Origin of the sequence: Mycobacterium scrofulaceum (assembly GCF_002086735.1) — a bacterium.
In the GTDB taxonomy this organism is placed as follows: domain Bacteria; phylum Actinomycetota; class Actinomycetes; order Mycobacteriales; family Mycobacteriaceae; genus Mycobacterium; species Mycobacterium scrofulaceum.
Window position 1 is genome coordinate 1 of record NZ_MVIJ01000052.1, and the last position, 24,914, is coordinate 24,914.

A 24,914-nucleotide genomic window follows, 5' to 3' on the forward strand; every position below is an offset into this window, starting at 1 on the left:
GGGCTACGCCAGCGGCATCTCCCTGGGCGACGGCAGCTTCTACGGCCGCCGCGCCGGCCGATCCGCGGCCAAGGGCTGGTGACCGGTCAGGAGACGGCGTTGACCGCCGTCGACAACCTGGCCTTGAACGCGTCCGGGATGGGAATGTAGCCGTGATCCGCCAAGCCGGTTTGGCCCGCGCCGATGGTGCTCTGCAGGAAAGCCTTTACAGCCGTACCGAGCTGGGGATCGGAATATTTCGAGCAGACGATCTCGTAAGTCGCCAGCACGATCGGGTATGAGCCGGGCTGGCTCGGCCGGTAGAACGAGATCGTGTCGAGAACAAGGTCGTTGTTCTTGTTGATGACACCGGCCGTTGCGATCGTCTTCCCCACCGAGTCCGCGCTGATCGCAACGGGATCCGGGCCGGCCGACGTGATGATCTTCGCCATGTTGAGCTGTTGCCCCTGGGCGAACGACCACTCGTTGTAGGTGATCGCGCCCTCGGTGCGCTTGACGGCCGCGGCGGTGCCGTCATTGCCCATGGCGCCCTCGCCGACGCCGCCGTTGAACGTCTTTCCGGCGCCCTTGCCCCACGCGTCGCCGCCCGCGGTATCGAGGTATTTCTGGAAGTTGTCCGTCGTCCCGGACAAGTCGCTGCGGAACACGACATGGATGGGCTCGGCGGGCAGGGTGATACCCGGGTTCAGCGCACGGATCGCGGGATCATTCCAGGTGGTGACGGCGCCGTTGAAGATCTTGGCCGCGGTGGGGCCGTCGAGGACGAGCGACGTGACGCCATTGACGTTGTAGGTGACGGCGATCGGGCCGAACACCACCGGCAAGTTCCACGCCGGCGAACCGCAGCGCTGCTGGGCGGCGGCATACTCGGCCGGAATCAGCGGTGAGTCCGAGCCGCCGAAATCGGTCTGGTTACGGATGAACTCGCTGATTCCGGCGCCGGATCCGTTGGCGGTGTAGTTGAGCGTCTGGCCCGAGCATGCCTGCTCGAACGCCTTCACGAACCGGGCCATCGCATTGGCCTGGGCCGTCGAGCCGCTGGCCTTGAGTGTCTTGTTCCCGCCGCAACTCACGTTCGCCGGTGCCGGCGAACTCGTCGACGAGTTTGGCGCACTTGCCTGTTTGTCACTGCCACACCCAGACAGCATCAGCGCGATGCAGGCCGAGACGCACGTGAAGGCACTAAATCGGTTGCTTCTCAACTTAGTTCCTATGTTCGTACTTCCTTCGGCTGGAAGCTGAACCACGACCGTCGCTTCGACGCCGCCTTCGGCAGCCTCAGATAATATCCCACCTTCGCCGCAAACGGCAGTCCCGCCGACCTTATGGTGGACTGGGAATCCGTTGTGCACCTGCCCATAACGCAACTGGGAGCCGGTTCCCGCCGTCGCGACCCGACCCGCGTCAGCGCGGGACGGCACCGGGCTGGCATCGCCTGGGGACCGGCGTTGGCCGACAAGTGAACAACACATGTACAAACGCCCGTCCAACTGGAACCGCGGTCGCACTGACCGCCAGAATTACACCGAAATAGGTCGAAGCATCAGGCCCGGCGGCTTAACTTGGTGTCAGCACGATATCTCACATCTGAAAGCACCCAAAAATGGTTACCCGTCTGCTCCTCGCCACGGGGCTCGCGCTCATCGGCCTCCTCGCGGCAGTACCGATCGCGCACGCCGACACCACGGACGACGCGTTCGTGGCGAAGCTGAAGGCGCAAGGCATCGGCGACAAACTCTCTCCCACACACGAGATCGAAGCCGGTCACTTTGTCTGCGTGAAGCTCGACAACGGTGCCACGCCGATGGACGTGATGGAAGACGTGATGAAGAGCAGCGGGCTGCCGGAATTTCACTCCGGCTACTTCGTCGGCGCGAGCATCGACGCGTACTGCCCGCGGCACAAGGGCGAAGTTCCCGAAGGATAGGCGCACCGACCCGCCCCGGTCGCCGCGGCGGTCAGGCCTCGTCCACGATCGACAGCGCGCCCCGGCGCACCGCATCCAGGATCGACTCGCTCAGCGCCGAGCAGACCAGGAAGACGGCCCGGCCGGCGTGCGGGGAGATCCTGCGCGCCTCCGCGAGCTCGGCGCACCGGGCCGTCGCGTCGGCGTTCCATTGCACGCTGGTCTGGTTCCAGCTGCTCTTGCGCGCCAGCACCCGCGCCCCGCAATTGCGGCATGCCACCGGGACCATCGGCATCTCGTCGAGCCGGTTATCCGCCCTGACCGACGAATCCAGCATCATCGCGCCGGACCGGCCGCCTGGGCCGCCATGTTGTCCTCGACCTCTTTCATCCAGGCCTCGTACGGCCGGGTGGTGTCGAGCTCGAATTCGAAGCGGTCCACCATGTCCGGCGTCACGTCGGCGGCGTCGACGTAGAACTGCTGGTACCAGCGGCGCAGCTGGTAGACCGGCCCGTCCTCCTCGACCAGCAGCGGATTGTCGATGCGTGCCTTGTGCCGCCAGATCTGCACGTCCTGTTCGAACCCGAGCTTGATGTAGTCGCCCAGTTTGATCGCGGTTTGCATGGCCTGATCCGCGGGCATGGCCGCCGACTTCTTGACGATGATGCCGTATTGCAGCACAAAGGAATTCGCGTCGATTGGGTAGTGGCAATTGATCAGGATCGAGTGGGCGTCACCGGTGCGGTAGTGGTAGGTCAGGTCGTCGATCATGAAGGACGGGCCGTAATAGGAAGCGACCGAGGTGGTGCCGAGCATCTCGGCCCCCACCGTGCCCCCGAGGTCGGGTCGGCCCTCGCCGTTCATGTACTGCGTCGCCACATGACCTTCGAAGATGTTCTTGAAATACGTGGGCAACGAGCCGTGGATGTAGAAGAAGTGCGCCATATCGACCACGTTGTCGATGATTTCGCGGCAGTTGCTCCCCACGACGGTGGTGTACCAGTGCCAGTCGGTCCAGTCGTCGCTCGTCGCGCCCTCGATGCGTGGAATGGTGATCCCCGGCGGCGGTGGGTTGCCCTCCGGATCGTTCCACAGGAACAACATGCCGTCCTGTTGCAGCGTGGTCCAGGCCCGCGTGCGGGCCAGCCGCGGGGTGCGCCGGGCGTAGGGCACCTGCTTGCACCGCCCGTCGCCGCCCCAGCGCCAATCGTGGAAGGGGCAGGCGATCTCGTTGCCCTTGACCTCGCCCTGCGACAGGTCGCCGCCCATGTGCCGGCAGTACCCGTCGAGCACGTTGATCTCGCCGTCCCCGCCGCGGAAGACGACCAGCTTCTGCCCGAAGGCGTTGACCGGGTGCGGCGTGCCGTCACCGAAGTCCCGGATCAGTCCCAGACAGTGCCAACCGCGGGCGAACCGGGACGGCGCCGCCTGCGCCTCGATCAGACGCACCTCGTCGGCTTCCGACTGCGATGTCATAGCCCCTGATTTAACTCCTGTCGCCCGCTTTGTGGAGCCGCTTGTTCCAGCCCCTTCCTCTGCCACCCCGCCCGGCATACCGTTCACAGCGTGAGCCCGCACAGCGCGACCATCCCTGCCGGTATGCCGGTGGCCGACACAACCGTCGACCTGCTGGTGGTCGGCTCGGGAACCGGCATGGCCGCGGCGCTGGCCGCGCACGAGGGCGGGCTGTCGGTGCTGATCGTGGAGAAGTCGCCGTACGTCGGGGGCTCGACCGCCCGCTCCGGCGGCGCGCTCTGGCTACCGGCCTGCCCCGTGCTGCGCGAGGCCGGCGCCAACGACACCGCCGAGCGCGCCGCGACCTACCTCGAGTCGGTGGTGGCCGGGTCGGCGCCCGCGCAGCGCTCCACGGCGTTCGTCGCGCACGTGCCCGCGACGGTCGACATGCTGCGCCGCACGACTCCGCTGCGCCTGTTCTGGGCCCGGGACTACTCCGACTACCACCCCGAGGAACCGGGCGGCAGCGCCGCGGGCCGCACCTGCGAAAGCCGCCCGCTCGACCTGTCGATCCTGGGCGACTACCGCACCCGGCTGCGGCCGGGCGTGCTGGAGGCCGGCTTCGCGATTCCGACGACGGGCGCCGACTACCGCTGGATGAACCTGGTCGCGCGCGTGCCGCGCCGCGGCATCCCGACGCTGGCCAAGCGCGTGGCGCAGGGGGTCGGCGGACGGCTGCTGGGCCGCCGCTACGCGGCGGGCGGCCAGGCCCTGGCGGCCGGCCTGTTCGCCGGTGTGTTGCGCGCCGGCATTCCGGTGTGGACCGACACCGCCCTGCTGCGGCTGACCGGCGACGCCGATCACGTCACCGGTGCGGTCGTCGGCCACGACGGCCGCGAGGTGACGATCACCGCGCGGCGCGGCGTCGTCCTGGCCACCGGCGGTTTCGACCACAGCATGGAGATGCGCTGGAAATTCCAGACCGAGTCGTTGGGTGCCAACCGGAGCCTGGGCGCGGAGACCAACGTCGGCGAGGGCATCCGCGCGGCGCAGGATTTGGGCGCAGGCATCGACCTGATGGACCAGGCGTGGTGGTTTCCCGGCGTCGCACCGCTGCCAGGCCGGCCGCCCGGGGTGATGCTGGCCGAGCGGTCGTTGCCCGGCTGCCTGATCGTCGACCAGGACGGCCACCGATTCACCAACGAGTCGTCGGACTACATGTCGTTCGGGCAGCGGCTCCTGGAGCTGGAGCGATCCGGCAGCCCCGTCGAGGCGATGTGGATCGTCTTCGACCAGCACTACCGCAACAGCTATGTCTTTGGCGCCGAACTGTATCCACGCATGCGCATCCCGCAGTCCTGGTACGACGCGGGCGTCGCGGCGCGCGCCGACGGCTTCCCCGAGCTGGCCGCGCGGATCGGTGTTCCGGTGCCGGAGTTCCTCGCGACGATGACCCGGTTCAACGAAAGCGCCTGCGCCGGTCAGGATCCCGACTTCGGCCGGGGCCGCAGCGCCTACGACCGGTACTACGGCGACCCGACCGTCACGCCCAACCCCAACCTGCGCCCGCTGCTCGACGGCCCGTTCTACGCGGTCAAGATGGTGCTCAGCGACCTGGGCACCTGCGGTGGGCTGACGGCCGACGAGCACGCGCGGGTGCTGAGCGAGGACGGCAGTGTGATCGCCGGGCTGTACGCGATCGGCAACACCGCCGCCAACGCGTTCGGCACCACCTACCCGGGTGCGGGCGCGACGATCGCACAGGGGTTGGTGTACGGCTACATCGCGGCCCGCCACGCGGTGCAATCGGAGTCGCCCGGGTGAGATTCGCGTTAGGCCAAGCCTCAAGTGGCGCGATCACCGAATCACCAACCCGCGCTTGCGCACCCACCACACCGCGGCGAGGGTGCCGCCGATCCAGACGGCCACGGCGATGGCCAGGTGCACGAAGCTCTTGGTGTCGCGCCCGAACACCGGCCAGATCATCGCGGGCACCCTGGTCCAGAGCACGTTGTGCTCGACCCCGTTCATCGGGTCGGCGACGTAGTACAGCGCGTACGGCAGGCTCAGCACCGCCAGCCAGCTGCCGGTGCGCCGCCGATCCCCGCGCTGGCGCCATCGCCGGATCAGCGGCTCGACGCTCACCGGATTGAGGGCCGAGATGGCGTTGCCCACCCCGAGCCACGACACGATGGGAACGGCGACGGTCGGGATCGTGATCCCCAGCCGCCCCGGCGTTTCCAGGCACAGCGTCAGCACCATCGCCGCCGCCAGCGTGGGCAGCCCGACGATCGCCAGCAGGGCAAGGTTTTTGATCACCAGGATGCGCCAGAACGGCACGCCGCCGGACAAACCCGCCAGGACGCGGTAGTGATCGGCGCCCAACAGGTTGGTGGTGGTGACGTCGGCCAGCACCCACGACGAAAAGTAGGTCCCGACCAGGATCACCCAATCGGTGTGGTGGCGGCCGATGGTCAGCGGCTGCACCAGCAGCCACGCCGCGGCGAAGATCACGTTGGCCACCACGCCCATCAACCAGGCGCGGGGCGGGGTGAACGCCCAGCGGATCTCCGCGAGCAGCGCCGCCGGGCCCGGCTTCTCGAAGTCCTTGGCCGCGCGCCGGGCGGCGGCCGGGCGCGGGGCCGACGCGCGCACGGCCGCGCGCAGGGCGGTACGCACCTGCGCGGCCATCGGCGTCTGAACCTGCAACCCCTACCCCACCGAAGTGACTGTTCGGGCGACCCTACCCGGGTTAGCCAGCGCCGCGCTGCACTGACCGCTCAGTGCGGCCGCCGCCGCCGGGGCGCCGGGCTAGAACGTGTTACATTTTGTCGATCCTTGGCCCAGGGTGGGGACGCACCCGGGCGTCGTTGAAGGAGGCGGGCGCTCCGGTCGATGAGGACGGCGATGACAAAGTCACGGTCGCTGGCGATCGTTGCTGTCGCCTACATCGTCGCCATCGCGGCCGGCGCCGGCTGGCTGGCCTGGGGTCCCGCAACGGGCGTGTTGTGGCTGGACACGCTCGTGGCCGACGTAGTGGCCACCTTGACCGTGTTCGCCTTCAGCCGGGCGTATCGCAACTCGAGCTTCTACGACGCATATTGGAGCGTGATTCCGCCGCTGCTGACGTGCTACTGGTGGAGCGAGGCGGGCACGTCCCGACTCCGGTGCTGGCTGGTCGCCGTGCTCGTTGTGGTCTGGTCGATCCGGTTGACCGCCAACTGGGTCTACGGCTTCCCGGGCCTACATCACGAGGACTGGCGCTACGGCATGTTCCGCGAGCGGGCGGGCAGCTGGGAATTCGCCGTCGACCTCGTCGCGATCCACCTCATCCCTACGCTGCAGGTGTTCGCGGGCATGCTGCCGGTATATGTCTGCCTCACCCGCGGCGGCGACGACGTCGGGTGGCTCACCGCGCTCGCATTCGTCGTCGGTCTGTCGGCGGTGGCGCTGGAATCCGCCGCGGATTGGCAATTACACCGATTCGTCCGGCACCGGCAGTCGGGCGAGGTGATGGACCGCGGGCTGTGGGGATGGTCTCGCCACCCGAATTACTTCGGGGAGTTCGGCTTCTGGGTTGCCCTGGCGTTGTTCGGCGTCGCGGCGGCACCCGCCGACGCCTGGTGGCTGTTCGGCGGCGCGTTGGCCATGCTGGCAATGTTCTTGGGCGCCAGCATCCCGATGATGGAGAAGCGCAGCCTCGAGCGCCGGCCGGACTACCAGCGCGTCATCGACCGGGTTGCGCGCTTCGTCCCCAGGCCGCCCCGGCGAGTGTCGGCATGAACCGCAAGCGTGTCGTCATTGCCGGGCTCGGAGACGCGGGCGTCCTGGCCGCGATCCGGCTTTCCGGGTACGCCGACGTCGTCGGCATCTCCGTCAAGCCCGCGCTGGTCAGCGGTCAGGAACTGGGTGTCCGGCTGTCCCGCCCGGACGACTGGGCCCGCGATTACTGGATTCCGTTCGACAGGTTCCGTCGCCTGGACCGGGTGCGGACGGTGCACGCCCGGCTGACCGGGCTGGACCTGGCCGCCCGCACCGTCGTGGGCGAAGGCGCCGACGGTGCGGCCGTCGCCGAGGAGTACGACGCGCTGATCATCTCGACCGGGGTCAGCAACGGCTTCTGGCGACGCCCGACGCTGCAATCGGCCGCCGAGGTCGGCGCGGAGCTGAGCGCCGCGCATGACCGGCTGGCCGCCGCCGGCTCGGTCATCGTCGTGGGCGGCGGCGCGGCGGCGGTGAGCAGCGCGCTCAACATGGCCGCCACCTGGCCGGGCAAGCGGGTCGACCTGTACTTCCCCGGGCCGTCCGCGCTGGAGGCCTACCACCCGCGCATCTGGAGCCGGATCCGGGACCGGCTCACCGGCCTGGGCGTGGGCGTCCACCCGGGCCACCGCGCCGTCCTGCCCGACGGGTTCGCCGGCGAGGAGATCACCGCCGACCCGGTGCGCTGGAGCACCGGCCAACCCGCGGCCCGCGCCGACGCCGTGCTGTGGGCGATCGGACGGGTGCGGCCCAACACCGATTGGCTGCCGCCGGAGCTGCTCGACGAGCGCGGCTTCGTGCGCGTGACGCCGCAGCTGCGGGTGCCCGGCCATCCCGGTGTCTTCGCGGTCGGCGACGTCGCGGCGACCGACCCCCTGCGCAGCTCGGCCCGCAACCGCGGGGACGCGCTGGTGGCCCGCAACGTCCGCGCCGAGCTCGGCGGCGGGCGGCCGGGCGCCTACCGGGCGCCGACGCGGCGGTGGGGTTCGCTGGTGGGCGCGCAACCCGACGGGCTGGAGGTCTTTCTGCCCACCGGGCATTCGTTCCGGTTTCCGTCCTGGTCGGTCGAGCGGGTGGTGATGCCGTGGATCGTGCGGTGGGGCATGTATCGCGGGGTACGGGAGAACGATCCGCTCGGTTGAGGTCAGCCGCTGTTGAGCAGCAGCATCAGGCCGTAGTCCATGTGGATCTGCTGGTGGCAGTGCAGCAGCGACAGGCCGGGCTGGTCGGCGACGAAGTCGACCTCCATGCTCTGGTAGCCGCCCAGCATCGCGACGTCCTTGCGCACGCCGGCCGTCGGCGTGCCGGCGAATCGGGTGATTTCGAACGTGTGCCGGTGCAGGTGCATCGGGTGCAGGTCGTCGCTGGCGTTGCGGAAGCGCAGCCGGTAGCGCGCGCCGCGGCGCACGTCGAGCACGGGCCGGTTGGTGTCCATGTCGAAGGCCGTGCCGTTGATCGTCCAGGCGTTGAACCCGTCGTCGGCGGCGTTGCGCTTCTCGATCAGCATCTCGATGGTGCGTTCGGGCGGCGGCGCTTGCTGGCCGGGTGCGGCGAAGAGCCGGTAGTCCCAGGCGAACGGCGGGGGCGCCCCCCATTGCGGATCCCCACCGCGCCCGGCATATTCGACCACCACCCCCATGCCGCGGCCGCGGTCGTCGTCGGAGAGGTCGCCCAGCACCCATACCCCCGGGTTGGTCATGGTCACCAGCGCCGAGACGCGTTCGCCTGCGCCGAGCCACAGCACCGGCACGGGCGCCGGACGGGGCACCGGATTGCCGTCCAGCGCAATGACGTTGAAGGAGTGCCCGGGCAGCGCCAGGCTGCGGTTTTCGGTGGCGCTGCCGTTCAGGACGTGCAGCAACACGCGTTGGCCGGTGCGCACCCGGATGGGATCGCCGTGGCCGAGCATGCGGCCGTTGACGGCGAACGCGCCGTAGCCGACCTCGTAGCCGCGGGGTTCGCCCCGGGCCAGCGAGGCCGCCATCGCGGATTCGCCCCTCGCCCGCAGATCCGGGTCCTGTTCGCCGGGCAGGAAGTCGCTGGCCATGTCGCCGCCGCGGCTGAACGTGGGCTCGAATTCCTTGAGCGTCAGGAAGATTTCCTGGTCGTAGGTGCCGGCATCCTGGCGGGGCTCGATGTAGACGGGGCCGACCAGCCCGGTGTATTGGCCGCGGGACAGGTCCGAGCGAGGTACCACGTGCGTGTGGTAGAAGCGGAAACCCGCCGGGCCGGGGACGAAGGAGATCCGCCGCATGCCGTGTGCGGGGATGTAGGGCGTGCCCTCCTCGGCGGAGCCGTCGACGTCGACGCCCACGTGCTGACCGTGCCAGTGCAGCTGCTCGGGAAATCCGGTGTCGTTGAAGACATCCACCGTGGTCCGTTGGCCCTCCTTGAACCGCAGCAGCGGCCCGGGGAACTGGCCGTTGTAGGTCAAGGTCGTGACGAGGTGGCCCGGCGCCAATTCGACGGCGGTGGTGCCGATCCGGAGCGTGTGGTCGGCGTTGCCGCCGGGCGGCCCGCTCCGCCCGCACGCCGCGGCGGCGCCTCCGCTCGCGGCCAGCGCGGCCCATCTGAAGAGGTCACGCCGACGAAGCGACATGGTCATCGCCTCGCCGGGGCGGCGTCGAGGGCGGGCAGCAGGAAGCCGATGCTCCGTCCGCATCGAGGAACCGTAGTCTCTCTCGCCGCCATCCCCGCGGAGGATACGCCGAATTGGTCCCGGAGTGCGGCCGCCGGGTGGGTGACGACACGATCCATCGCACACATCGACACCGTTCAGGGTTGCCTGGCGTAGTCGGCGAGCCGCGCGAGCCGAGGGTGGCGCACTGATTCGATAAGTGTTTATATAGAAGGATGTCAAATCAAGGAGTGGCGTGCTGTCCCACCCTGGGCACCGCCGCCATGGCCGAGGCGCAGGCCACCGACCTGGCGGCGATGTTCAAGGCGCTCGGCGACCCGGTGCGCCTGAGGATGCTGAGCCTGATCGCCAGCCACCCCGGCGGCGAGGCCTGCGTCTGCGAGATCTCGGCCACCTTCGACCTCTCCCAGCCGACGATCTCCCATCACCTCAAGCTGTTGCGCTCCGCCGGGCTGGTGGACTGCGAGCGACGCGGCACCTGGGTCTACTACTGGGTGATTCCCGCGGCGCTGCAGCAACTTTCGTCGGTCCTGCAGTCATGACCGAAACAAGCGCCTCGACGCCGGCCGCGGCGACGACCCGCCTCCCGACATTGGACCGCCTCCTGCCGGTATGGATCGGCGCGGCGATGGTCGCCGGACTGTTGCTGGGACGAATCGTTCCAGGGCTCGGGTCGGCCCTGAGCGCCGTTGCCGTTCAAGGGGTTTCGTTGCCGATCGCGGCCGGCCTGCTGGTCATGATGTATCCGGTGCTGGCCAAGGTTCGCTACGACCGGCTCGACGAAGTCACCGCCGACCGCAAGCTGATGGTGTCGTCCGTCCTGCTCAACTGGGTGGTCGGGCCCGCCGTGATGTTCATGCTGGCCTGGTCGCTGCTCGCGGACCTGCCCGAGTACCGCACGGGCCTGATCATCGTCGGGCTGGCCCGCTGCATCGCCATGGTGATCATCTGGAACGACCTGGCCTGCGGGGACCGCGAGGCCGCGGCCGTGCTGGTCGCGCTGAATTCGCTGTTCCAGGTGGTGATGTTCGCCGCGCTGGGCTGGTTCTACCTGTCGGTGCTGCCGGGATGGCTGGGCCTGCCCCAAACCGGCATCAACGTCTCCCCCTGGCAGATCGCCAAGGCGGTGCTCGTCTTCCTCGGCATTCCGCTGCTGGCCGGCTACCTCTCCCGCCGGCTGGGCGAACGATTCCGGGGCCGGCAGTGGTACGAGACGCGGTTCCTCCCCCGCATCGGGCCCTGGGCGCTGTACGGGTTGCTGTTCACCATCGTGATCCTCTTCGCCCTGCAGGGCCATCAGATCACCTCCCGCCCGTGGGACGTGGCCCGCATCGCGATCCCGCTGCTGGCCTACTTCGCGATCATGTGGGCCGGCGGGTACGCGCTGGGACTGCTGCTGCGCCTCGGCTACGCCCGCACCGCCACCCTCGCCTTCACCGCCGCCGGCAACAACTTCGAGCTCGCCATCGCGGTGGCCATCGCGACCTACGGCGTCACCTCCGGGCAAGCGCTCGCCGGGGTCGTCGGCCCGCTGATCGAGGTGCCCGTCCTGGTCGGCCTGGTCTACGTCTCGCTTGCCCTGCGCGCCCGGCTGTTCGGCGGACGCGATGACCGGTAAGCCGAGCGTCCTGTTCGTCTGCGTGCACAACGCCGGACGCTCGCAGATGGCCGCCGCCCTGCTGAGCCGGATGGCCGGGGGGCGCGTCGAAGTTCGTTCCGCCGGAACGCAACCCGCGGACGAGGTCAACCCCGTCGCCGTTGCGGCGCTGGCCGAACTCGGCATCGATCTCACCGCGGCCACCCCGACCGTCCTCACCGGCGACGACGTGCGGGTCAGCGACGTCGTGATCACCATGGGCTGCGGCGACACCTGCCCCTACTTCCCGGGAGTGTCCTACCGGGACTGGAAAGTGCCCGACCCCGCCGGCCGACCGCTCACCGCGGTGCGCGCCATCCGCGACGACATCGCCACCCGCGTCGAGGCGCTGATCGCCGAACTCCTGCCGATTACAACGCCCGGCGCAACCCCGTAACCGCACCCGAAGTAAGGACCCCCCATGTCTCGTGTGCAGCTCGCCCTCAACGTCGACGACCTCGGCGAGGCGATCGCGTTCTACTCCAAGCTGTTCGACACCGACCCGGCCAAGGTCAAGCCCGGCTACGCCAACTTCGCGATCGCCGAGCCCCCGCTCAAACTGGTGCTGCTGGAGAACCCCGGTCACGGCGGCAGCCTCAACCACCTGGGCGTGGAAGTCGCCTCCAGCGAAGCCGTGCACGCCGAGATCGCCCGCCTCACCGAACGCGAGCTGGTCACCGAGGAGGAGCTGGACACCACCTGCTGCTTCGCCAACCAGGACAAGGTGTGGGTCACCGGGCCCGGCGGGGAGCGCTGGGAGGTCTACACCGTCATCGCGGACTCCGACACCTTCGGAACACCCGCCGACGGGCCCGAAGCGGCCTGTTGCCAGCCCTAGCGGCGCGCCGCGCGGTTGCCCCGCGGGCCGAACGGGAAGACTGAGCGGATGGCCGACCGGGGAGAAGATGCGTTCGAGAAGCTGGTGGCGGTGCTGAACTACCCGATGTACGTCGTCACCACGCGGGCCGACGGCATCGCGGCGGGCTGCCTGGTCGGATTCGCCAGCCAGACCAGCATCCACCCACCCCGATTCCTGGTCGGGTTGTCCAGGAAGAACCACACGTTCCGGGTCGCCGCCGAGGCGACGCACCTGGCGGTGCACGTGTTCGACCACGAGCACCTCGCCACCGTGGAGCTGTTCGGCAGCCAAACCGGCGACGAGGTCGACAAGTTCGGCCGCTGCGCGTGGCACATCGGCCCGGCCGGGATGCCCATCCTCGACGACGCGGCCGCATGGTTCGTCGGCGAGATCCGCGAGCGTTTCTCGCTGGGCGACCACGTCGGGCACCTGCTCGCGCCGATCGACGGCAACCCGCCGCGGGAACTGGAGAGCTGGGTGTCCTTCGGCGACGTCCGCCATCTGGAACCCGGCCACGAGGCCTAGCCGTGATCCCCCGGGTGGGCACCGTCGCCGACGTCACCGAACTCGCGTCGTTCTACGCCGATCCCGCGCGGGGCGTGCGGGCCAACATGATCTTCAGCGCCGACGGCGCCGCCGCGTTCGGCGGTCGGGCCGGCCCGCTGTCGTGCCCCACCGATCAACGGCTGCTGAAAATCCTGCGCGGCTTCGCCGACGTCGTGTTGGTGGGCGCCGGCACCGCGCGCGCCGAGAACTACGGTCCCGTGCGGCTCGTCGACGGCGGCCACGGCCCGCCGCCCCCGATCGCGGTGATCAGCCGCAGCGGCCGGCTGCCGTCGAGGCTGCTCAGCGAGCCCGACCGGCCGCCGATCGTGGTGACCTGCGCGGGGGCCGCGGCGGCGCGCGACGAGCCCGGCGACCGGCGGGAGGTGCTGGTGGCCGGCGAAGACTCGGTCGACGTGGCGCGCGCCGTCGCGCTGCTGCGCGCCCGGGGCATGCACCGCATCCTGTGCGAGGGCGGCCCGACGGTGCTCGACGAGCTGGTGGAAGCCGACGCCGTGGACGAGATCTGCGTGACGCTGGCCCCCAAGCTCGCCGCCAGCCAGCCGGTGGGCCGCCTGACGCCGTCGGCGCTGCCCGCGCCGGTGACGATGCGCCTCGAGCACGCGCTGGTCTGCGACGACTACGTGTTCCTGAAATACCGGCGCTGACCGCGCTCGACATGCAGCCGGCGAAGCTGCTTCCTATGATGGAAATGCCGGGTTGCCCCGTCGTATCGAATCCCCTGCGCGGCATCGTTTTCAGTTCCTCGCCGTCCACTTTCTCGAGCCCTACAGAGGAGGACCATCGGCCAGGTGAGCAATTCACAGGACGACCACGACTACCGCAACCTGGCGGTGAACCGGCTGCGACCCAGCGAACTTCAATGGGCGCTGAACCACGACGCCGTGCACGGGATCGCGTACGCCTTCAAGAACCCCGTCGCCGTCGCCGAATCCATCGATGATCCCGACGACGACAGGATGACCTACCTCGTCCGCGTCAAGCGCGACGACCTGGCCAGCGCGTTCGGCAAGATCAACGACTGGATCACCGAAAACCCCGGCCCTGCCGGGATGCAGGCGTTCGGGTTCGTGCGGGCCCTGTCCCGCGAGGGGCTGACCGAACGCGCCAGCGGTGACGACGAACTCCGCTGACCGCGCCCATCGGATTAGCTGGCTTTCGCTATTCGCCGTGCCCAGCGGGCTGTGAAACCTTAGCCTTATGCCTGCGCACGGTCGGTGGCTGAGGAGTCGGAATGGGTGACGCGAGCGCGGATTCGCGGGCGGGTTCGCAGTTCGGTCCGTACCGGTTGCGGCGCCTGGTCGGCCGCGGGGGCATGGGTGACGTCTACGAGGCCGAGGACACGGTGCGGGAGCGCATCGTCGCCCTGAAACTGATGTCGCAGACCCTGTCCAACGACCCGGTGTTCCGCTCCCGCATGCAGCGCGAGGCCCGCACCGCGGGGCGGCTGCAAGAACCGCACGTCGTCCCGATTCACGACTTCGGCGAGATCGACGGGCAACTGTACGTCGACATGCGGCTGATCGACGGCAAAGACCTGGCCGGCATGCTGAGCCGGTACGGAGCGCTGTCCCCGCCGCGGGCGGTGGCCATCGTGCGCCAGATCGGCTCGGCGCTCGACGCCGCGCATGCCGCCGGGGTCCTGCACCGCGACGTGAAGCCGGAAAACATCCTGGTGAGCGGCGACGACTTCGCCTACCTCGTCGACTTCGGGATCGCCAGCGCCAGCGCCGACGAGAAGCTGACCCAGATCGGCACCACCGTGGGCACCGTCAAGTACATGGCCCCCGAGCGGTTCAGCGACTCCGAGGTCACCCATCGGGCCGACATCTACGCCTTGGCCTGCGTCCTGTACGAGTGCCTGACCGGCTCCCCGCCCTACACCGGCGACCAGGTCAGCGTGATGGGCGCGCACTTGCACCAGGCGATCCCGCAGCCCAGCGTCGCGCGGCCCGGCATCCCCGCCGCGTTCGACGCGGTGATCGCCCGCGGCATGGCCAAGGACCCCGCGGACCGCTACGCCACCTGCGGTGATCTGTCGGCGGCCGCGTACGCCGCCCTTGCCGAACCGGACCGGGACCGGGCCACCGACATCTTGCAGCGCAGCCAGGTGGCGGGGCCGCCGGCCGCGTTCGCGGGCCGGCAACCGGGCGCTATCGCCCAGGCCGCTCCCCCGCATGCCCCCTCCTCCGGCCCGATGTGGGCGGCGCCGCCCCCCGGCGGTCCGGTGCCCCAGCCGACGGGATGGGCCGGCGGCCCCGCCTGGACCCCCGGCACCGCCCCGGCGTGGGGCCCACCGCCGCGGCCCAGCAGGAAACCGTGGCTCTGGGTCGGCGTCACCGGCGTCGCCGTGGCGGCCATCGTCGGCGTGGTCCTCGCCGTCGTGCGGCCGTGGGAGTCGTCGTCTCCGCCGGAGCCGACCAAGCCACCGCCGGCGCCGGACGCGGTCGCGCTGCGGGTCCTCGACGACGGCGTGTTCGTGGGCAGCTCGGCGGCGCCGCTGACGATCGACATCTTCAACGAGCCCATCTGCCCGCCCTGCGGCAGCTTCATCCGGTCGAATGCGGGCGACATCGACACCGCGGTGAACAACAAGAAGCTCGCGGTGCGTTACCACCTGCTGGACTTCCTCGACGACAAGTCGCACAGCAAGAACTACTCGACCCGGGCGGTGGCGGCGTCGTACTGCGTCGCGGCGCAAAACGATCCCAAGCTCTACCTCGACTTCTACTCCGGCCTGTTCGCCAGCAACTTCCAGCCGGCCGAGGACGCGCCGGAGGACCGCACCGACGGCGAGCTGGCCCAGCTCGCCAAGACCGTCGGCGCCGACGCCGACGTCATGACCTGCATCAAGTCGGGAGACGACGTCGCGACGGGCAAGGCGAAATCCGCGAACGGATACGCGACGCTGTCCGGGCTGGGCGCGAATTCCACACCGTTCGTGTGGGACGGCAACACGTCGGTGAACTGTCAGGACCCGACCTGGCTGACCAAACTCCTCGGGTAGCCGGCCGTTGATGGGAGCCACTCGATGACCGGCGCGCAAGGCTCGCGGGCGGGAACGATGTTCGGCCCCTACCGTCTCAAGCGGCTGCTCGGGCGCGGCGGCATGGGCGAGGTCTACGAGGCCGAGCACACGGTCAAACAGTGGATCGTGGCGCTGAAACTGATGTCGCACACCTTCAGCCAGGACCCGGTGTTCCGGAAGCGGATGGAGCGCGAGGCCCGCATCACGGGGCGGCTGCTGGAGCCCCACGTGGTCCCGATCCACGACTACGGCGAGATCGACGGGCAGCTCTATCTGGAGATGCGCCTCATCGAGGGCGTCGATCTGGGCGCACTGCTGGACCGCGAGGGGCCACTCCCGGCGCCGCGGGCGGCGGCGATCGTCCACCAGGTCGCCTCGGCCCTGGACGCCGCGCACGCGGCCGGGGTGACCCACCGCGACGTCAAGCCGCAGAACATCCTGATCACCGGCGACGACTTCGCCTATCTCGTCGACTTCGGGATCGCCAGTGCGCAGTCCGACGAGAAGCTCACCCAACTGGGCACCGCCGTCGGAACCCTGAAATACATGGCGCCCGAACGCTTTTCCAGCGACGAGGTGATGCCGCGCGCTGATGTCTACGCGCTGGCCTGTGTGCTCTACGAATGCCTGACGGCGACCCCGCCCTACCGCGCCGACAGCACCGGAATGCTGGTCAGCGCGCACCTGATGCAGCCCATCCCCAAGCCCAGCGAGCAGGGCTCCGGGGTGAGCCCGGCATTCGACGCGGTGATCGCGGGCGGCATGGCCAAGAACCCGATCGAGCGCTACCCCACCGCCGGTGCGCTGGCCGAGGCCGCGCACCGTGCGCTCAGCAGTCCCGAACGCGAACGCGCCGAAACCATCCTGCGCGACAGCGAAATCGTCTCCGGCGCAACGGGTCCCGGGCGCCCGGGCGCCCCGGTCCAGCGCCGCCGCTGGCCGGTCGTGGCCGCCGCCACCGTCGTGGCGCTCGCCGTGTGCGCTGTCGGGCTGTGGCTCATCCTGAGACCCACCGAACAGCGGCACGCCAAGGCGACGGTCGCGAAGACCCCGCCGCCGTCGACCGCCGCCCCCAACGACGACCAGGCCCGGCTGCTCAGCCTGCTCCCGCCGGGCTACCTGGCCGGCACGTGCACGCCCGCGACGCCCGAGTCGGGCAGCGTCTGGGTGCACGCGGTCGCGATGGTGACCTGCGGGCAGAACAACCAGCCCGGCGGCCCCAGCCACGCCACCTACGGGCTGTTCGCGACGCCCGACCGGCTGAAGCGGGCGTTCACCGACGACATCGCCAACGTCAGCCTGGTCAACTGCCCCGGCGAGGGACGCTCACCCGTCAGCTGGCACTACGACCAGACGCCCAACGACATGGCCGGACTGATCGCCTGCGGCACCTACAACAACCACCCGAACGTGATCTGGACCAACGACGAGAAGCTGATGCTCAACGACGTGTCCGGGGACCCGGCCACCGTCGAGGACCTGCACACCTGGTGGGACGCCTACGGCTGACCCCTAGAGGATGTAGAGCATCTCCTGGTAGGTCGGCAACGGCCACAAGTCGTCGGCGACAACGCCTTCCAGCGCGTCGGCGGCCGCGCGCACCGCTTCCATCGCCGGCAGCAGCGCCTCCTGGGCGTGCCTGGCCTCCTCGAGCGCCGTCTCCGCCGAGTGGCCCGTCAGCGCCGCCGTCAACGCCGCCAGCGCGGCGGTCAGGTCGGCGAGCGGAGCCGAAACCGCTTCCAGCGCAGCCCGGTTCGGCTCCATCCCGGCGGCCTTCAACGTCGCGACGTTCTGCGCCAGCTCGGTCTGGTAGCGCAGCGCCGCCGGCAGGATGACGGTCGTCCCGATCTCGAGCGCCAGCTTCGCCTCGACCCCGATGGTCAGGGCGTACTGCTCCAGGCGCACCTCGTAGCGGCTGTGCAGCTCGCGCTCGTTGAAAACCCCGTACTTCTCGAACACCTCGACCGACTCCGGCTTGATGAGTTCCGGGATGGCGTCCAGCGTGGTCTTCAGGTTCGGCAAGCCGCGCTCGGCCGCCTCGATCTGCCAGTTCTCCGAATAACCGTCCCCGTTGAACACCACCGCGCCGTGGTCGGTGATGATCTCGGTGAGCAGCTTTTGCACCGCCGCGTCGAAGTCCTCCCCGTCCGCGACCGCCTTCTCCAAAGTGGTTGCGATGTAGTCGAACGAGTCGGCCATGATCGTGTTGAGGACGATCATCGGGACGGCGACCGTCTGCCCCGAGCCGGGCGCCCGGAACTCGAACCGGTTGCCGGTGAACGCGAACGGGCTGGTGCGGTTGCGGTCGCCGGGGTCGGTCGGCAGCGGCGGCAGGGTGTCGACGCCGATGATCATGGTGCCCTTGCCCTTCGACGACGTGGCCGCACCCTTGGCGATCTGCTCGAACACGTCGGCCAACTGCTCGCCGAGGAAGATCGAGATGATCGCCGGCGGCGCCTCGTTGGCGCCCAGCCGGTGGTCGTTGGTGGCCGACGCGACCGAGACCCGAAGCAGCCCGCCGAACTTGTGCACGGCGCGGATCACCGCGGCGCAGAACACCAGGAACTGCGCGTTCTCGTGCGGCGTATCTCCGGGCACCAGCAGCGAACCCAGCTCGGAGTTGCCCACCGAGAAGTTGACGTGCTTGCCCGACCCGTTCACACCGGCGAACGGCTTCTCGTGGAAAAGGCATTCCATGCCATGCTTTTTCGCCAGCGTCTTGAACACCGTCATCAGCAGCTGTTGGTGGTCGGAGGCGATGTTGGCCCGCTCGAACATCGGTGCCACCTCGAATTGGCCGGGGGCGACCTCATTGTGCCGGGTCTTGGCGGGGATGCCGAGCTTGAACAGCTCCCGTTCGGTGTCCATCATGAAGCCGAGCACCCGCTCGGGTACCGAGCCGAAGTAGTGGTCGTCGAATTCCTGGCCCTTGGGCGGCTTGGCGCCGAACACGGTGCGTCCGGCGTTGATCAGGTCCGGCCGCGCCAGGAAGAAGTGCCGGTCGACGAGGAAGTACTCCTGCTCGGGCCCGCAGAAGGAGACCACCTTGTTCAGGTCCTGGTGGCCGAACAGCGTCAGGATCCGTTCGGCGTGGACGCCCATCGCCTGCTGGCTGCGCAGCAGCGGCGTCTTGTAGTCGAGCGCCTCGCCGGTCATCGACACGAACACCGTGGGGATGCACAGCGTATTGCCGTTCGGGTTCTCCAGCACATAGGCCGGGCTGGTCACGTCCCAACCGGTGTAGCCGCGCGCCTCGAACGTGCTGCGCAGCCCGCCCGAGGGGAAGCTGGACGCGTCGGGCTCGCCCTGGATCAGGGTCTTGCCGGCGAACTCGGCGAGTGTCTGCCCGTCGGAGACGGGCTCGAGGAAGCTGTCGTGCTTCTCGGCGGTCAGCCCCGTCATCGGGTAGAAGACGTGCGCGTAATGGGTGGCGCCCTTCTCCAACGCCCAATCCTTCATGGCGACCGCGACGGCATCGGCGACGGCCGGGTCCAGCTTGGCGCCCTTGTCGATGGTCGCCACGATGGACTTGTACACCGCCTTGGGCAGCCGTGCCTGCATCTCCGCCTTGGTGAAGACGTTGGAGCCGAAGATCTCACCCGGCAGCTCGCCCGGGACGAAGCTGATGGCGGGGGGGACATAGGCCTCGACGTTGTTGATCGCCTGCAGGCGGACCGCGTTGCCGCTCAATGGAATTCCTATCGCTAAGGGGGCCCACAACGTGTCCTCGAGGACAGTGGACCGGCTCACTGTAGGAACTCTCGATGGCGGGCTTGTTACGCCCGCGTCAACGGTATCGCCGCAATGGTTGCGAACAGAAGTCGCGGCGCCCGCTACGTGGTCTCGCGCCCGTGGTGTTCGGCGTCTTCGACGGTCAACGGCAACGCCAGCTCCTCGAGCGGGCGCCGTTCCGCGGCGATCCCGAGCCACAATTCGACCAGGCCGGCGATCGCCATCACCGCGGCGCCGATCAGGAAGGACCACATCACCTGGTCGCGTTGCCCGGAGTTGATCAGCTGGCCGAACAGCAACGGGCCGGTGATGCCGCCGATCGCCGTGCCGAGCGCGTAGAAGAACGCGATCGCCAGCGCCCTGGTCTCCATCGGGAAGATCTCGCTGACCGTCAGGTAGGCGGCGCTCGCGCCCGCCGAGGCCAGGAAGAACGCGACAGCGAGCACGGCGATGAACGCCCAGACCCCGCCGGTCCGGGTGACGAACAGGACCGCGAGGATGACGGCCACCACCGCGGACCCGAGGTAGGTCGCCGTGATCATCGGCTTGCGGCCGACGCTGTCGAAGAGGTGGCCAAGCGCCAGCGGGCCGACGAAATTGCTGAGCGCCCACAGGATGAAGAACAGCGGCACCGTCCCCGACGGCACACCGTAGAACCCGCTCAGCAGCGTGCCCAGGTTGAATGTCACCCCGTTGTAGAGGAACGCCTGCCCGGTGAACAGCGCCAGCCCCAGGACGGCGCGCCGCGGATACAGCTTGAACGCCACCCTGGCGATCTCCCGGAACGAGATCGTCTCGCGCTGGCGGATCTTCAGCTTGCGCCCGTGCGGCTCGGGCAGCGGCTCACCGGTTTCCTGCTGCACCGACTCCTCGATCTCGCCGACGACGCGCTCGGCCTCCTCGTCGCGCCCGTGGATGAACAACCAGCGGGGGCTCTCCGGGACGTTGCGCCGGACGAGCAGGACGAAGATGCCGAAGATGGCGCCGACGCCGAACGCGAGCCGCCAGCCGATGTTGGGCGCGAAATTCGAGGTGTCGAGCAGGACGAGCGCGCCGCCCGCCCCCGCGGCCGAGCCGAGCCAGTACGTCCCGTTGATGATCAGGTCGACGCGGCCGCGCACGCGGGCCGGGATCAGCTCGTCGATCGCCGAGTTGATCGCGGCGTATTCGCCGCCGATGCCCGAGCCGGTGAAGAAGCGGGCCACGAAGAAATACCACGGCGCGAAAGCGAACGCGGTCGCGACGGTGGCGACCAGGTACACCGCCAGGGTCAACATGAACAGGTTGCGCCGACCGAACCGGTCCGTGAGGTGACCGAAGAACAGCGCGCCCAGGCACGCACCGGCGATGTAGAACGCGGCGGCCATCCCGATCTGGGCGGCGTTGAGGTCGATGCCGCTGCCCTTCTCGGTGAGCCGGGCCGACACGTTGCCCACCATCGTGACCTCGAGCCCGTCGAGGATCCACACCCCGCCGAGCCCGATGACCACGCGCCAGTGGAATCGCGACCAGGGCAGCCTGTCCAGCCGCGCCGGCACATGGGTCTCGATGGTTCCGGTTTGCACGCTTCCGCTCATCTGGCTCCTATCTGAGTGCACAGAGAATTACCCAGGCGAGGGGCGGGCCAAGCCTCAGCCACGGTCGGCGCGCGACTCCTCGGGAGTCCAGGCTTGCGGCTGGCCCGGGTGGCCGGGGAACAGGAAGTCGATGAAGGCCGCGGCGGTGGGCTGCGGTTCGTGGTTGGCCAGCCCCGGTCGCTCGTTGGCTTCGATGAAGGCGTACTCGGCGCCGGTGACGTCGGGCACCAGCAGGTCGATGCCCGTCACGGGGATGCCGATCGCCTCGGCCGCCGTCACCGCGACGCGGCACAGTTCGGCGTTCACCACGGCTGTGACGTCGTGGATCGTGCCGCCCTGATGCAGGTTGGCGGTGCGCCGAACGCGCAGGCGGGTGCCCTGCGGCAGCACATCGTCGAGCGTCCAGCCCGCCTCGGCGACCGTCGACTCGGTGAGGTCGTCGAGCGGGATACGGGACTCGCCGCCGGTGGCCGCCGAGCGCCGCCGGCTTTCGGCCGCGATCAGGTCGCGGATGCTGTGCTCACCAGTGCCGATGATCTCCGGCGGCAGCCGCAGCGCGGCGGCGACCACCCGGCCGTCGATCACCACCAGCCGGAGGTCGTCGCCCTGCACCCGCTGCTCGATCAACACGTCGGGGTATTGCTGACGCGCGCGGGCCAGGGCGGCGGCGAGCTCGTCGGGCCCGTTGTCGGCGGTCACGCCGACCGTGATGCCCTTGCCCTGCTCCCCGCGGGTCGGTTTGACGACCACCTCCCCGACCTCGCTGAGGAAGTTGTAGTCCCCCTCGTCGAAGGTGGCCAGCCGGGCGCGCGGCACGGTGATGCCCGCCTCCGACACCAGGCGCCGCGTCAGGCGCTTGTCGTCGCAGCGGCACATGGCGACCGCCGAGGTGTACTCGGACAGCGACTCGCGGGTGACGACGCTGCGGCCACCGTGGGTGAGCCGCATCTCGCCGGTCTCGGCGTCGAGCACCTCGACCCAGATGCCGCGGCGCAGCGCCTCGTCGGCGATGATCCGGGCGTAGGGGTTCAGGTCGTCGATCGTCTCGGGCGGCGGGCTGAACAGCGGCTCGTTGATCGCGTTCTTGCGCTTGATCGCCAGCACCGGGACGCGGCGGAATCCCAGCTTCTCGTACAGGCCGATGGCGGCGGCGTTGTCGTGCGCGACCGACAGGTCCATGTAGGCGCGGCCCGCGTCGCGGAACCGCTCCGCCAGCGCCCGGGTCAGGGCCGCGCCGATCCCGGGCAGCCCGGCGGCCGGGTCGACGGCCAGCGTCCACAGGCTCGACCCCTGCTCCGGGTCGGAGAACAGCAGCTCGTGGTCCACGCCGGTGACGGTGCCCACCACCGCTCCGTCGGCGTCGCGCACGGCCAGCAGGTAGATCACCGCCGGCACGTGCAGGTGGTTGTGCCAGATGACGTCGACGCCGGCCGGGACCATTCCGCAGCGCACATAGACGCGGTTCATCGCGTCGGCGTCGACCGGGTCGTTGAGCGTCCGCACGGTGACCCCCAGCGGCGCGGGCGACAGGTCTTCGGCCTTCATCGAGTCGGTGAACCGCAGCCGGTAGGTGTGGCTGGGGTCGATGAAAAGCTCGGTCGGCGCCTCGGCGACCACCACGTGCGATTCGCGCGCATAGATGCAGATGTCCCGGCGCCCCGGGCCCTCCCGGCGCAGCGCCTCGACCAACTCGTGGGCGTCGGCGAAGGTCTGGCCGAAAATAAGCCGCCCCCAGCCCAATTCGAGCTCGACGTCCTTGGCCATCGCCTCCACCAGCTCCGGCGGCGAGGCGTCGTGCAGGCCCATCGTGATCGCCTCGGTGTGGTCGCCGGGGGGATCGGTCACGGTCATGCCACCGGGCCCGTGATGCCGTGTCGCTGCAGCCAGAGCTCGAGCAGCGCGATCTGCCACAGCTCGTTGCCGCGCAGCGGGGTCAGCTTGCCGTTGGGGTCGGCCAGCAGGGCGTCGACCGCCTCGGTGCGGAACAGGCCGCGTTCCTTGGCGACCGGCGCGTACAGCGCGTCGCGCACCATGTCGAGGTAGGGCCCCTCCAGGTGGGTCAGGGCGGGGACCGGGAAGTAACCCTTGGGCCGGTCGATGACCTCCGACGGGATGACCCGGCGCGCGGCCTGCTTGAGGACGCCCTTGCCCTCGTGGGCGATCTTCAACTCGGGCGGGCAGGTCGCCGCCAGCTCGACGAGCTCGTGATCGAGGAACGGCACCCGTCCCTCCAGGCCCCAGGCCATGGTCATGTTGTCGACCCGCTTCACCGGGTCGTCCACCAGCATGACGGTGGTGTCGAGCCGCAGCGCGCGGTCGACACCGGTCTGGGCGCCGGCGCGCGCGAAGTGCTCGGCGACGAAGCGCTCGCTGGGGTCGCCCGGCGCCAGGACGCCCGGCCCGAGCAGGCCGGCCAGCTCCGCCGCATCCCGGTCGAAGAAGGCGCCGCGGTACTCGGCGACCGAGCCCTGCAGGGACGCCGCGGCCGGCGAGCCCATCGGCGGGTACCAGTGGTAGCCGGCGAACACCTCGTCGGCGCCCTGACCGGACTGCACCACCTTGACGTGGCGGGCCACTTCCTGGCTCAGCAGGTAGAAGGCGACGCAGTCGTGGCTGACCATCGGCTCGCTCATCGCGCCGATCGCCCCGTCGAGCGCGGGCAGCATCCGGTCGGTGCCGATGCGGATCTGGTGGTGGTCGGTGTCGAAGCGCCGGGCGATGATGTCGGACCACCGGAACTCGTCGCCCTCGACGCCGCCGGCGGATTCGAAGCCGATGGAGAAGGTCATCAGGCCGTGCTGGCCCGCCTCGGCGAGCAGGCCGACGATCAGGCTGGAGTCGACGCCGCCGGACAACAGGCAGCCGACCGGCACGTCGGCGACCAGCCGGCGCTTGACCGCGACGCGAAGCGCGTCGAGCACCGCCTCTTCCCAGTCGGTTTCCGACCAGCTCGCGCGGTCGGCGTGCCGGGTGAAATCGGGGGTCCAGTACGTGGTGAGCGTGCGCCGGCCGTCGGGCTCGATCGCGATCAGCGACGCCGGCGGCACCTTGCGGACGCCGCGCAGGATGGTCAGCGGCGCGGGCACCACCGAGTGGAATGTCATGTAATGGTGCAGCGCGACCGGGTCGATGCGGGTGTCCACGCCGCCGCCGGCCAGCAACGCCGGCAGCGCCGAGGCGAACCGGATCCGGTTGCCGTCCTCGGTCACGTACAGCGGCTTGATCCCGAGCCGGTCGCGGCCGAGCAGCACCCGGCCGCTGTCGCGTTCGACGATGGCGAAGGCGAACATGCCGTGCAGGTGGCCGACGAAGTCGTCACCCCAGCGGTGGTAGGCCTTGAGCAGGACCTCGGTGTCGCTATGCGAGAAGAACCGGTAGCCATGGCCGGTGAGTTCGCCGCGCAGCTCCTTGTAGTTGTAGATGCAGCCGTTGAACGCGATGGCCAGGCCCAGCTCCGGGTCGACCATGGGCTGCGCGCCGGCCTCGCTCAGGTCGATGATCTTGAGGCGACGATGACCGAGCGCGACGCGGCCCTGCGACCAGGCGCCGGACGCATCGGGACCCCTTCGGGTCATCACGGCGGCCATTGCTGACACCGCTGCTACATCGGGGACCTGCCCGTCGAGCCGTACCTCCCCGGTGACTCCGCACACTCCTTGGACCATACCGAAGGCGGATGCGGGGCGCCCGTACGGCCACCGTGAAATCCATCGCCTCGCCGGGGCAGTTCGCGGCGACGATCGCGGAAAAGGGTGGG

Annotated in this window: 20 protein-coding genes and 1 pseudogene; 12 read left to right on the forward strand and 9 right to left on the reverse strand. The window is 69.5% G+C overall.

What is annotated here, in order from left to right:
- Window positions 1-86: 86 nt before the first annotated feature.
- The gene (pstS, locus tag BST44_RS24115) at window positions 87-1,202 is read right to left on the reverse strand and encodes a phosphate ABC transporter substrate-binding protein PstS (RefSeq protein WP_083179542.1); all 1,116 of its coding nucleotides are present in this window, start codon (window positions 1,200-1,202) and stop codon (window positions 87-89) included.
- Window positions 1,203-1,603: 401 nt separating this feature from the next.
- Here pstS and BST44_RS24120 point away from each other — a divergent pair, with 401 nt between their 5' ends.
- Window positions 1,604-1,927, forward strand: a complete 324-nt coding sequence (locus tag BST44_RS24120; RefSeq protein ID WP_083179543.1) for a DUF732 domain-containing protein — start codon at window positions 1,604-1,606, stop codon at window positions 1,925-1,927.
- A gap of 31 nt (window positions 1,928-1,958) precedes the next feature.
- Here the strand turns inward: BST44_RS24120 and BST44_RS24125 are convergent, their stop codons facing one another.
- Together BST44_RS24125 and BST44_RS24130 are read right to left on the reverse strand one after the other, a co-directional pair.
- Complete coding sequence (locus BST44_RS24125) at window positions 1,959-2,246, reverse strand: ferredoxin (RefSeq protein ID WP_083179544.1); 288 nt, start codon at window positions 2,244-2,246, stop codon at window positions 1,959-1,961.
- Complete coding sequence (locus tag BST44_RS24130) at window positions 2,243-3,382, reverse strand: 3-ketosteroid-9-alpha-monooxygenase, oxygenase component (protein ID WP_083179545.1); 1,140 nt, start codon at window positions 3,380-3,382, stop codon at window positions 2,243-2,245. Before BST44_RS24130 ends, BST44_RS24125 begins: the two co-directional genes overlap by 4 nt.
- A 90-nt stretch (window positions 3,383-3,472) precedes the next feature.
- On the opposite strand from BST44_RS24130, the gene BST44_RS24135 reads away from it, so the two are divergent.
- Window positions 3,473-5,185: a 3-ketosteroid-delta-1-dehydrogenase gene (locus BST44_RS24135; protein WP_083179546.1), complete on the forward strand. Its 1,713-nt coding sequence runs from the start codon at window positions 3,473-3,475 to the stop codon at window positions 5,183-5,185.
- A 33-nt stretch (window positions 5,186-5,218) separates the two neighbouring features.
- Here the strand turns inward: BST44_RS24135 and BST44_RS24140 are convergent, their stop codons facing one another.
- The gene (locus BST44_RS24140; RefSeq protein WP_244184928.1) at window positions 5,219-6,052 is read right to left on the reverse strand and encodes a hypothetical protein; all 834 of its coding nucleotides are present in this window, start codon (window positions 6,050-6,052) and stop codon (window positions 5,219-5,221) included.
- Between the two features lie 216 nt (window positions 6,053-6,268).
- Here BST44_RS24140 and BST44_RS24145 point away from each other — a divergent pair, with 216 nt between their 5' ends.
- Both BST44_RS24145 and BST44_RS24150 read left to right on the forward strand, forming a co-directional pair.
- A complete protein-coding gene (locus BST44_RS24145; RefSeq protein WP_142274676.1) occupies window positions 6,269-7,144 on the forward strand; it encodes a DUF1295 domain-containing protein in 876 nt (291 codons plus the stop codon).
- Window positions 7,141-8,265, forward strand: a complete 1,125-nt coding sequence (locus BST44_RS24150; protein ID WP_083179548.1) for an FAD-dependent oxidoreductase — start codon at window positions 7,141-7,143, stop codon at window positions 8,263-8,265. Before BST44_RS24145 ends, BST44_RS24150 begins: the two co-directional genes overlap by 4 nt.
- A 2-nt stretch (window positions 8,266-8,267) precedes the next feature.
- On the opposite strand, the gene BST44_RS24155 is transcribed toward BST44_RS24150, so the two are convergent.
- Window positions 8,268-9,728, reverse strand: coding sequence for a multicopper oxidase family protein (locus BST44_RS24155; protein ID WP_083179549.1), 1,461 nt, complete (start codon window positions 9,726-9,728; stop codon window positions 8,268-8,270).
- 248 nt (window positions 9,729-9,976) lie between these two features.
- On the opposite strand from BST44_RS24155, the gene BST44_RS24160 reads away from it, so the two are divergent.
- From BST44_RS24160 to BST44_RS24200, 8 genes and pseudogenes are all read left to right on the forward strand, one after another.
- Window positions 9,977-10,303, forward strand: a complete 327-nt coding sequence (locus BST44_RS24160) for an ArsR/SmtB family transcription factor (protein WP_083179550.1) — start codon at window positions 9,977-9,979, stop codon at window positions 10,301-10,303.
- Window positions 10,300-11,794: pseudogene (arsB, locus tag BST44_RS24165) on the forward strand (ACR3 family arsenite efflux transporter). The gene BST44_RS24160 and the pseudogene arsB overlap by 4 nt, the downstream one beginning before the upstream one ends.
- A gap of 24 nt (window positions 11,795-11,818) precedes the next feature.
- The gene (locus BST44_RS24175) at window positions 11,819-12,235 is read left to right on the forward strand and encodes an ArsI/CadI family heavy metal resistance metalloenzyme (protein WP_083179553.1); all 417 of its coding nucleotides are present in this window, start codon (window positions 11,819-11,821) and stop codon (window positions 12,233-12,235) included.
- A 48-nt stretch (window positions 12,236-12,283) separates the two neighbouring features.
- On the forward strand, window positions 12,284-12,781 hold the full coding sequence (locus tag BST44_RS24180; protein ID WP_083179554.1) for a flavin reductase family protein: 498 nt from the start codon (window positions 12,284-12,286) through the stop codon (window positions 12,779-12,781).
- Between the two features lie 2 nt (window positions 12,782-12,783).
- On the forward strand, window positions 12,784-13,467 hold the full coding sequence (locus BST44_RS24185) for a pyrimidine reductase family protein (RefSeq protein ID WP_083179555.1): 684 nt from the start codon (window positions 12,784-12,786) through the stop codon (window positions 13,465-13,467).
- 144 nt (window positions 13,468-13,611) lie between these two features.
- On the forward strand, window positions 13,612-13,953 hold the full coding sequence (locus BST44_RS24190; protein ID WP_083179556.1) for a hypothetical protein: 342 nt from the start codon (window positions 13,612-13,614) through the stop codon (window positions 13,951-13,953).
- Window positions 13,954-14,054: 101 nt separating this feature from the next.
- Window positions 14,055-15,827 (forward strand): serine/threonine protein kinase PknE, encoded by a 1,773-nt coding sequence (locus tag BST44_RS24195; RefSeq protein WP_083179557.1) that lies wholly within the window; start codon window positions 14,055-14,057, stop codon window positions 15,825-15,827.
- 24 nt (window positions 15,828-15,851) lie between these two features.
- Window positions 15,852-17,357 carry a serine/threonine-protein kinase gene (locus BST44_RS24200; RefSeq protein ID WP_083179558.1) on the forward strand — a complete coding sequence of 502 codons (1,506 nt, stop codon included), beginning with the start codon at window positions 15,852-15,854 and terminating at the stop codon, window positions 17,355-17,357.
- A 3-nt stretch (window positions 17,358-17,360) separates the two neighbouring features.
- Here BST44_RS24200 and BST44_RS24205 read toward each other — a convergent pair whose 3' ends face one another.
- The 4 genes from BST44_RS24205 to BST44_RS24220 all read right to left on the reverse strand — a co-directional run bounded on the left by BST44_RS24205 (window position 17,361) and on the right by BST44_RS24220 (window position 24,810).
- Complete coding sequence (locus tag BST44_RS24205; protein WP_083179559.1) at window positions 17,361-19,538, reverse strand: glutamine synthetase III family protein; 2,178 nt, start codon at window positions 19,536-19,538, stop codon at window positions 17,361-17,363.
- A gap of 143 nt (window positions 19,539-19,681) precedes the next feature.
- Window positions 19,682-21,157: an MFS transporter gene (locus BST44_RS24210; protein ID WP_083179560.1), complete on the reverse strand. Its 1,476-nt coding sequence runs from the start codon at window positions 21,155-21,157 to the stop codon at window positions 19,682-19,684.
- Between the two features lie 54 nt (window positions 21,158-21,211).
- Complete coding sequence (ngg, locus tag BST44_RS24215; protein ID WP_083179561.1) at window positions 21,212-23,008, reverse strand: N-acetylglutaminylglutamine synthetase; 1,797 nt, start codon at window positions 23,006-23,008, stop codon at window positions 21,212-21,214.
- Window positions 23,005-24,810 carry an N-acetylglutaminylglutamine amidotransferase gene (locus BST44_RS24220; RefSeq protein WP_083179562.1) on the reverse strand — a complete coding sequence of 602 codons (1,806 nt, stop codon included), beginning with the start codon at window positions 24,808-24,810 and terminating at the stop codon, window positions 23,005-23,007. The genes ngg and BST44_RS24220 overlap by 4 nt, the downstream gene beginning before the upstream one ends.
- Window positions 24,811-24,914: the final 104 nt, after the last annotated feature.

Bases quoted from the DNA above. Each gene is read 5' to 3' on its own strand.
- BST44_RS24140 (WP_244184928.1), bottom strand. From the start codon at position 6,052: ATGGCCGCGCAGGTGCGTACCGCCCTGCGCGCGGCCGTGCGCGCGTCG.
- BST44_RS24200 (WP_083179558.1), top strand. From the start codon at position 15,852: ATGACCGGCGCGCAAGGCTCGCGGGCGGGAACGATGTTCGGCCCCTAC.
- BST44_RS24195 (WP_083179557.1), top strand. From the start codon at position 14,055: ATGGGTGACGCGAGCGCGGATTCGCGGGCGGGTTCGCAGTTCGGTCCG.
- BST44_RS24150 (WP_083179548.1), top strand. From the start codon at position 7,141: ATGAACCGCAAGCGTGTCGTCATTGCCGGGCTCGGAGACGCGGGCGTC.
- BST44_RS24160 (WP_083179550.1), top strand. From the start codon at position 9,977: ATGTCAAATCAAGGAGTGGCGTGCTGTCCCACCCTGGGCACCGCCGCC.
- BST44_RS24180 (WP_083179554.1), top strand. From the start codon at position 12,284: ATGGCCGACCGGGGAGAAGATGCGTTCGAGAAGCTGGTGGCGGTGCTG.
- BST44_RS24125 (WP_083179544.1), bottom strand. From the start codon at position 2,246: ATGATGCTGGATTCGTCGGTCAGGGCGGATAACCGGCTCGACGAGATG.
- BST44_RS24175 (WP_083179553.1), top strand. From the start codon at position 11,819: ATGTCTCGTGTGCAGCTCGCCCTCAACGTCGACGACCTCGGCGAGGCG.
- BST44_RS24120 (WP_083179543.1), top strand. From the start codon at position 1,604: ATGGTTACCCGTCTGCTCCTCGCCACGGGGCTCGCGCTCATCGGCCTC.
- BST44_RS24130 (WP_083179545.1), bottom strand. From the start codon at position 3,382: ATGACATCGCAGTCGGAAGCCGACGAGGTGCGTCTGATCGAGGCGCAG.
- BST44_RS24145 (WP_142274676.1), top strand. From the start codon at position 6,269: ATGACAAAGTCACGGTCGCTGGCGATCGTTGCTGTCGCCTACATCGTC.
- BST44_RS24210 (WP_083179560.1), bottom strand. From the start codon at position 21,157: ATGAGCGGAAGCGTGCAAACCGGAACCATCGAGACCCATGTGCCGGCG.
- ngg (WP_083179561.1), bottom strand. From the start codon at position 23,008: ATGACCGTGACCGATCCCCCCGGCGACCACACCGAGGCGATCACGATG.
- BST44_RS24155 (WP_083179549.1), bottom strand. From the start codon at position 9,728: ATGACCATGTCGCTTCGTCGGCGTGACCTCTTCAGATGGGCCGCGCTG.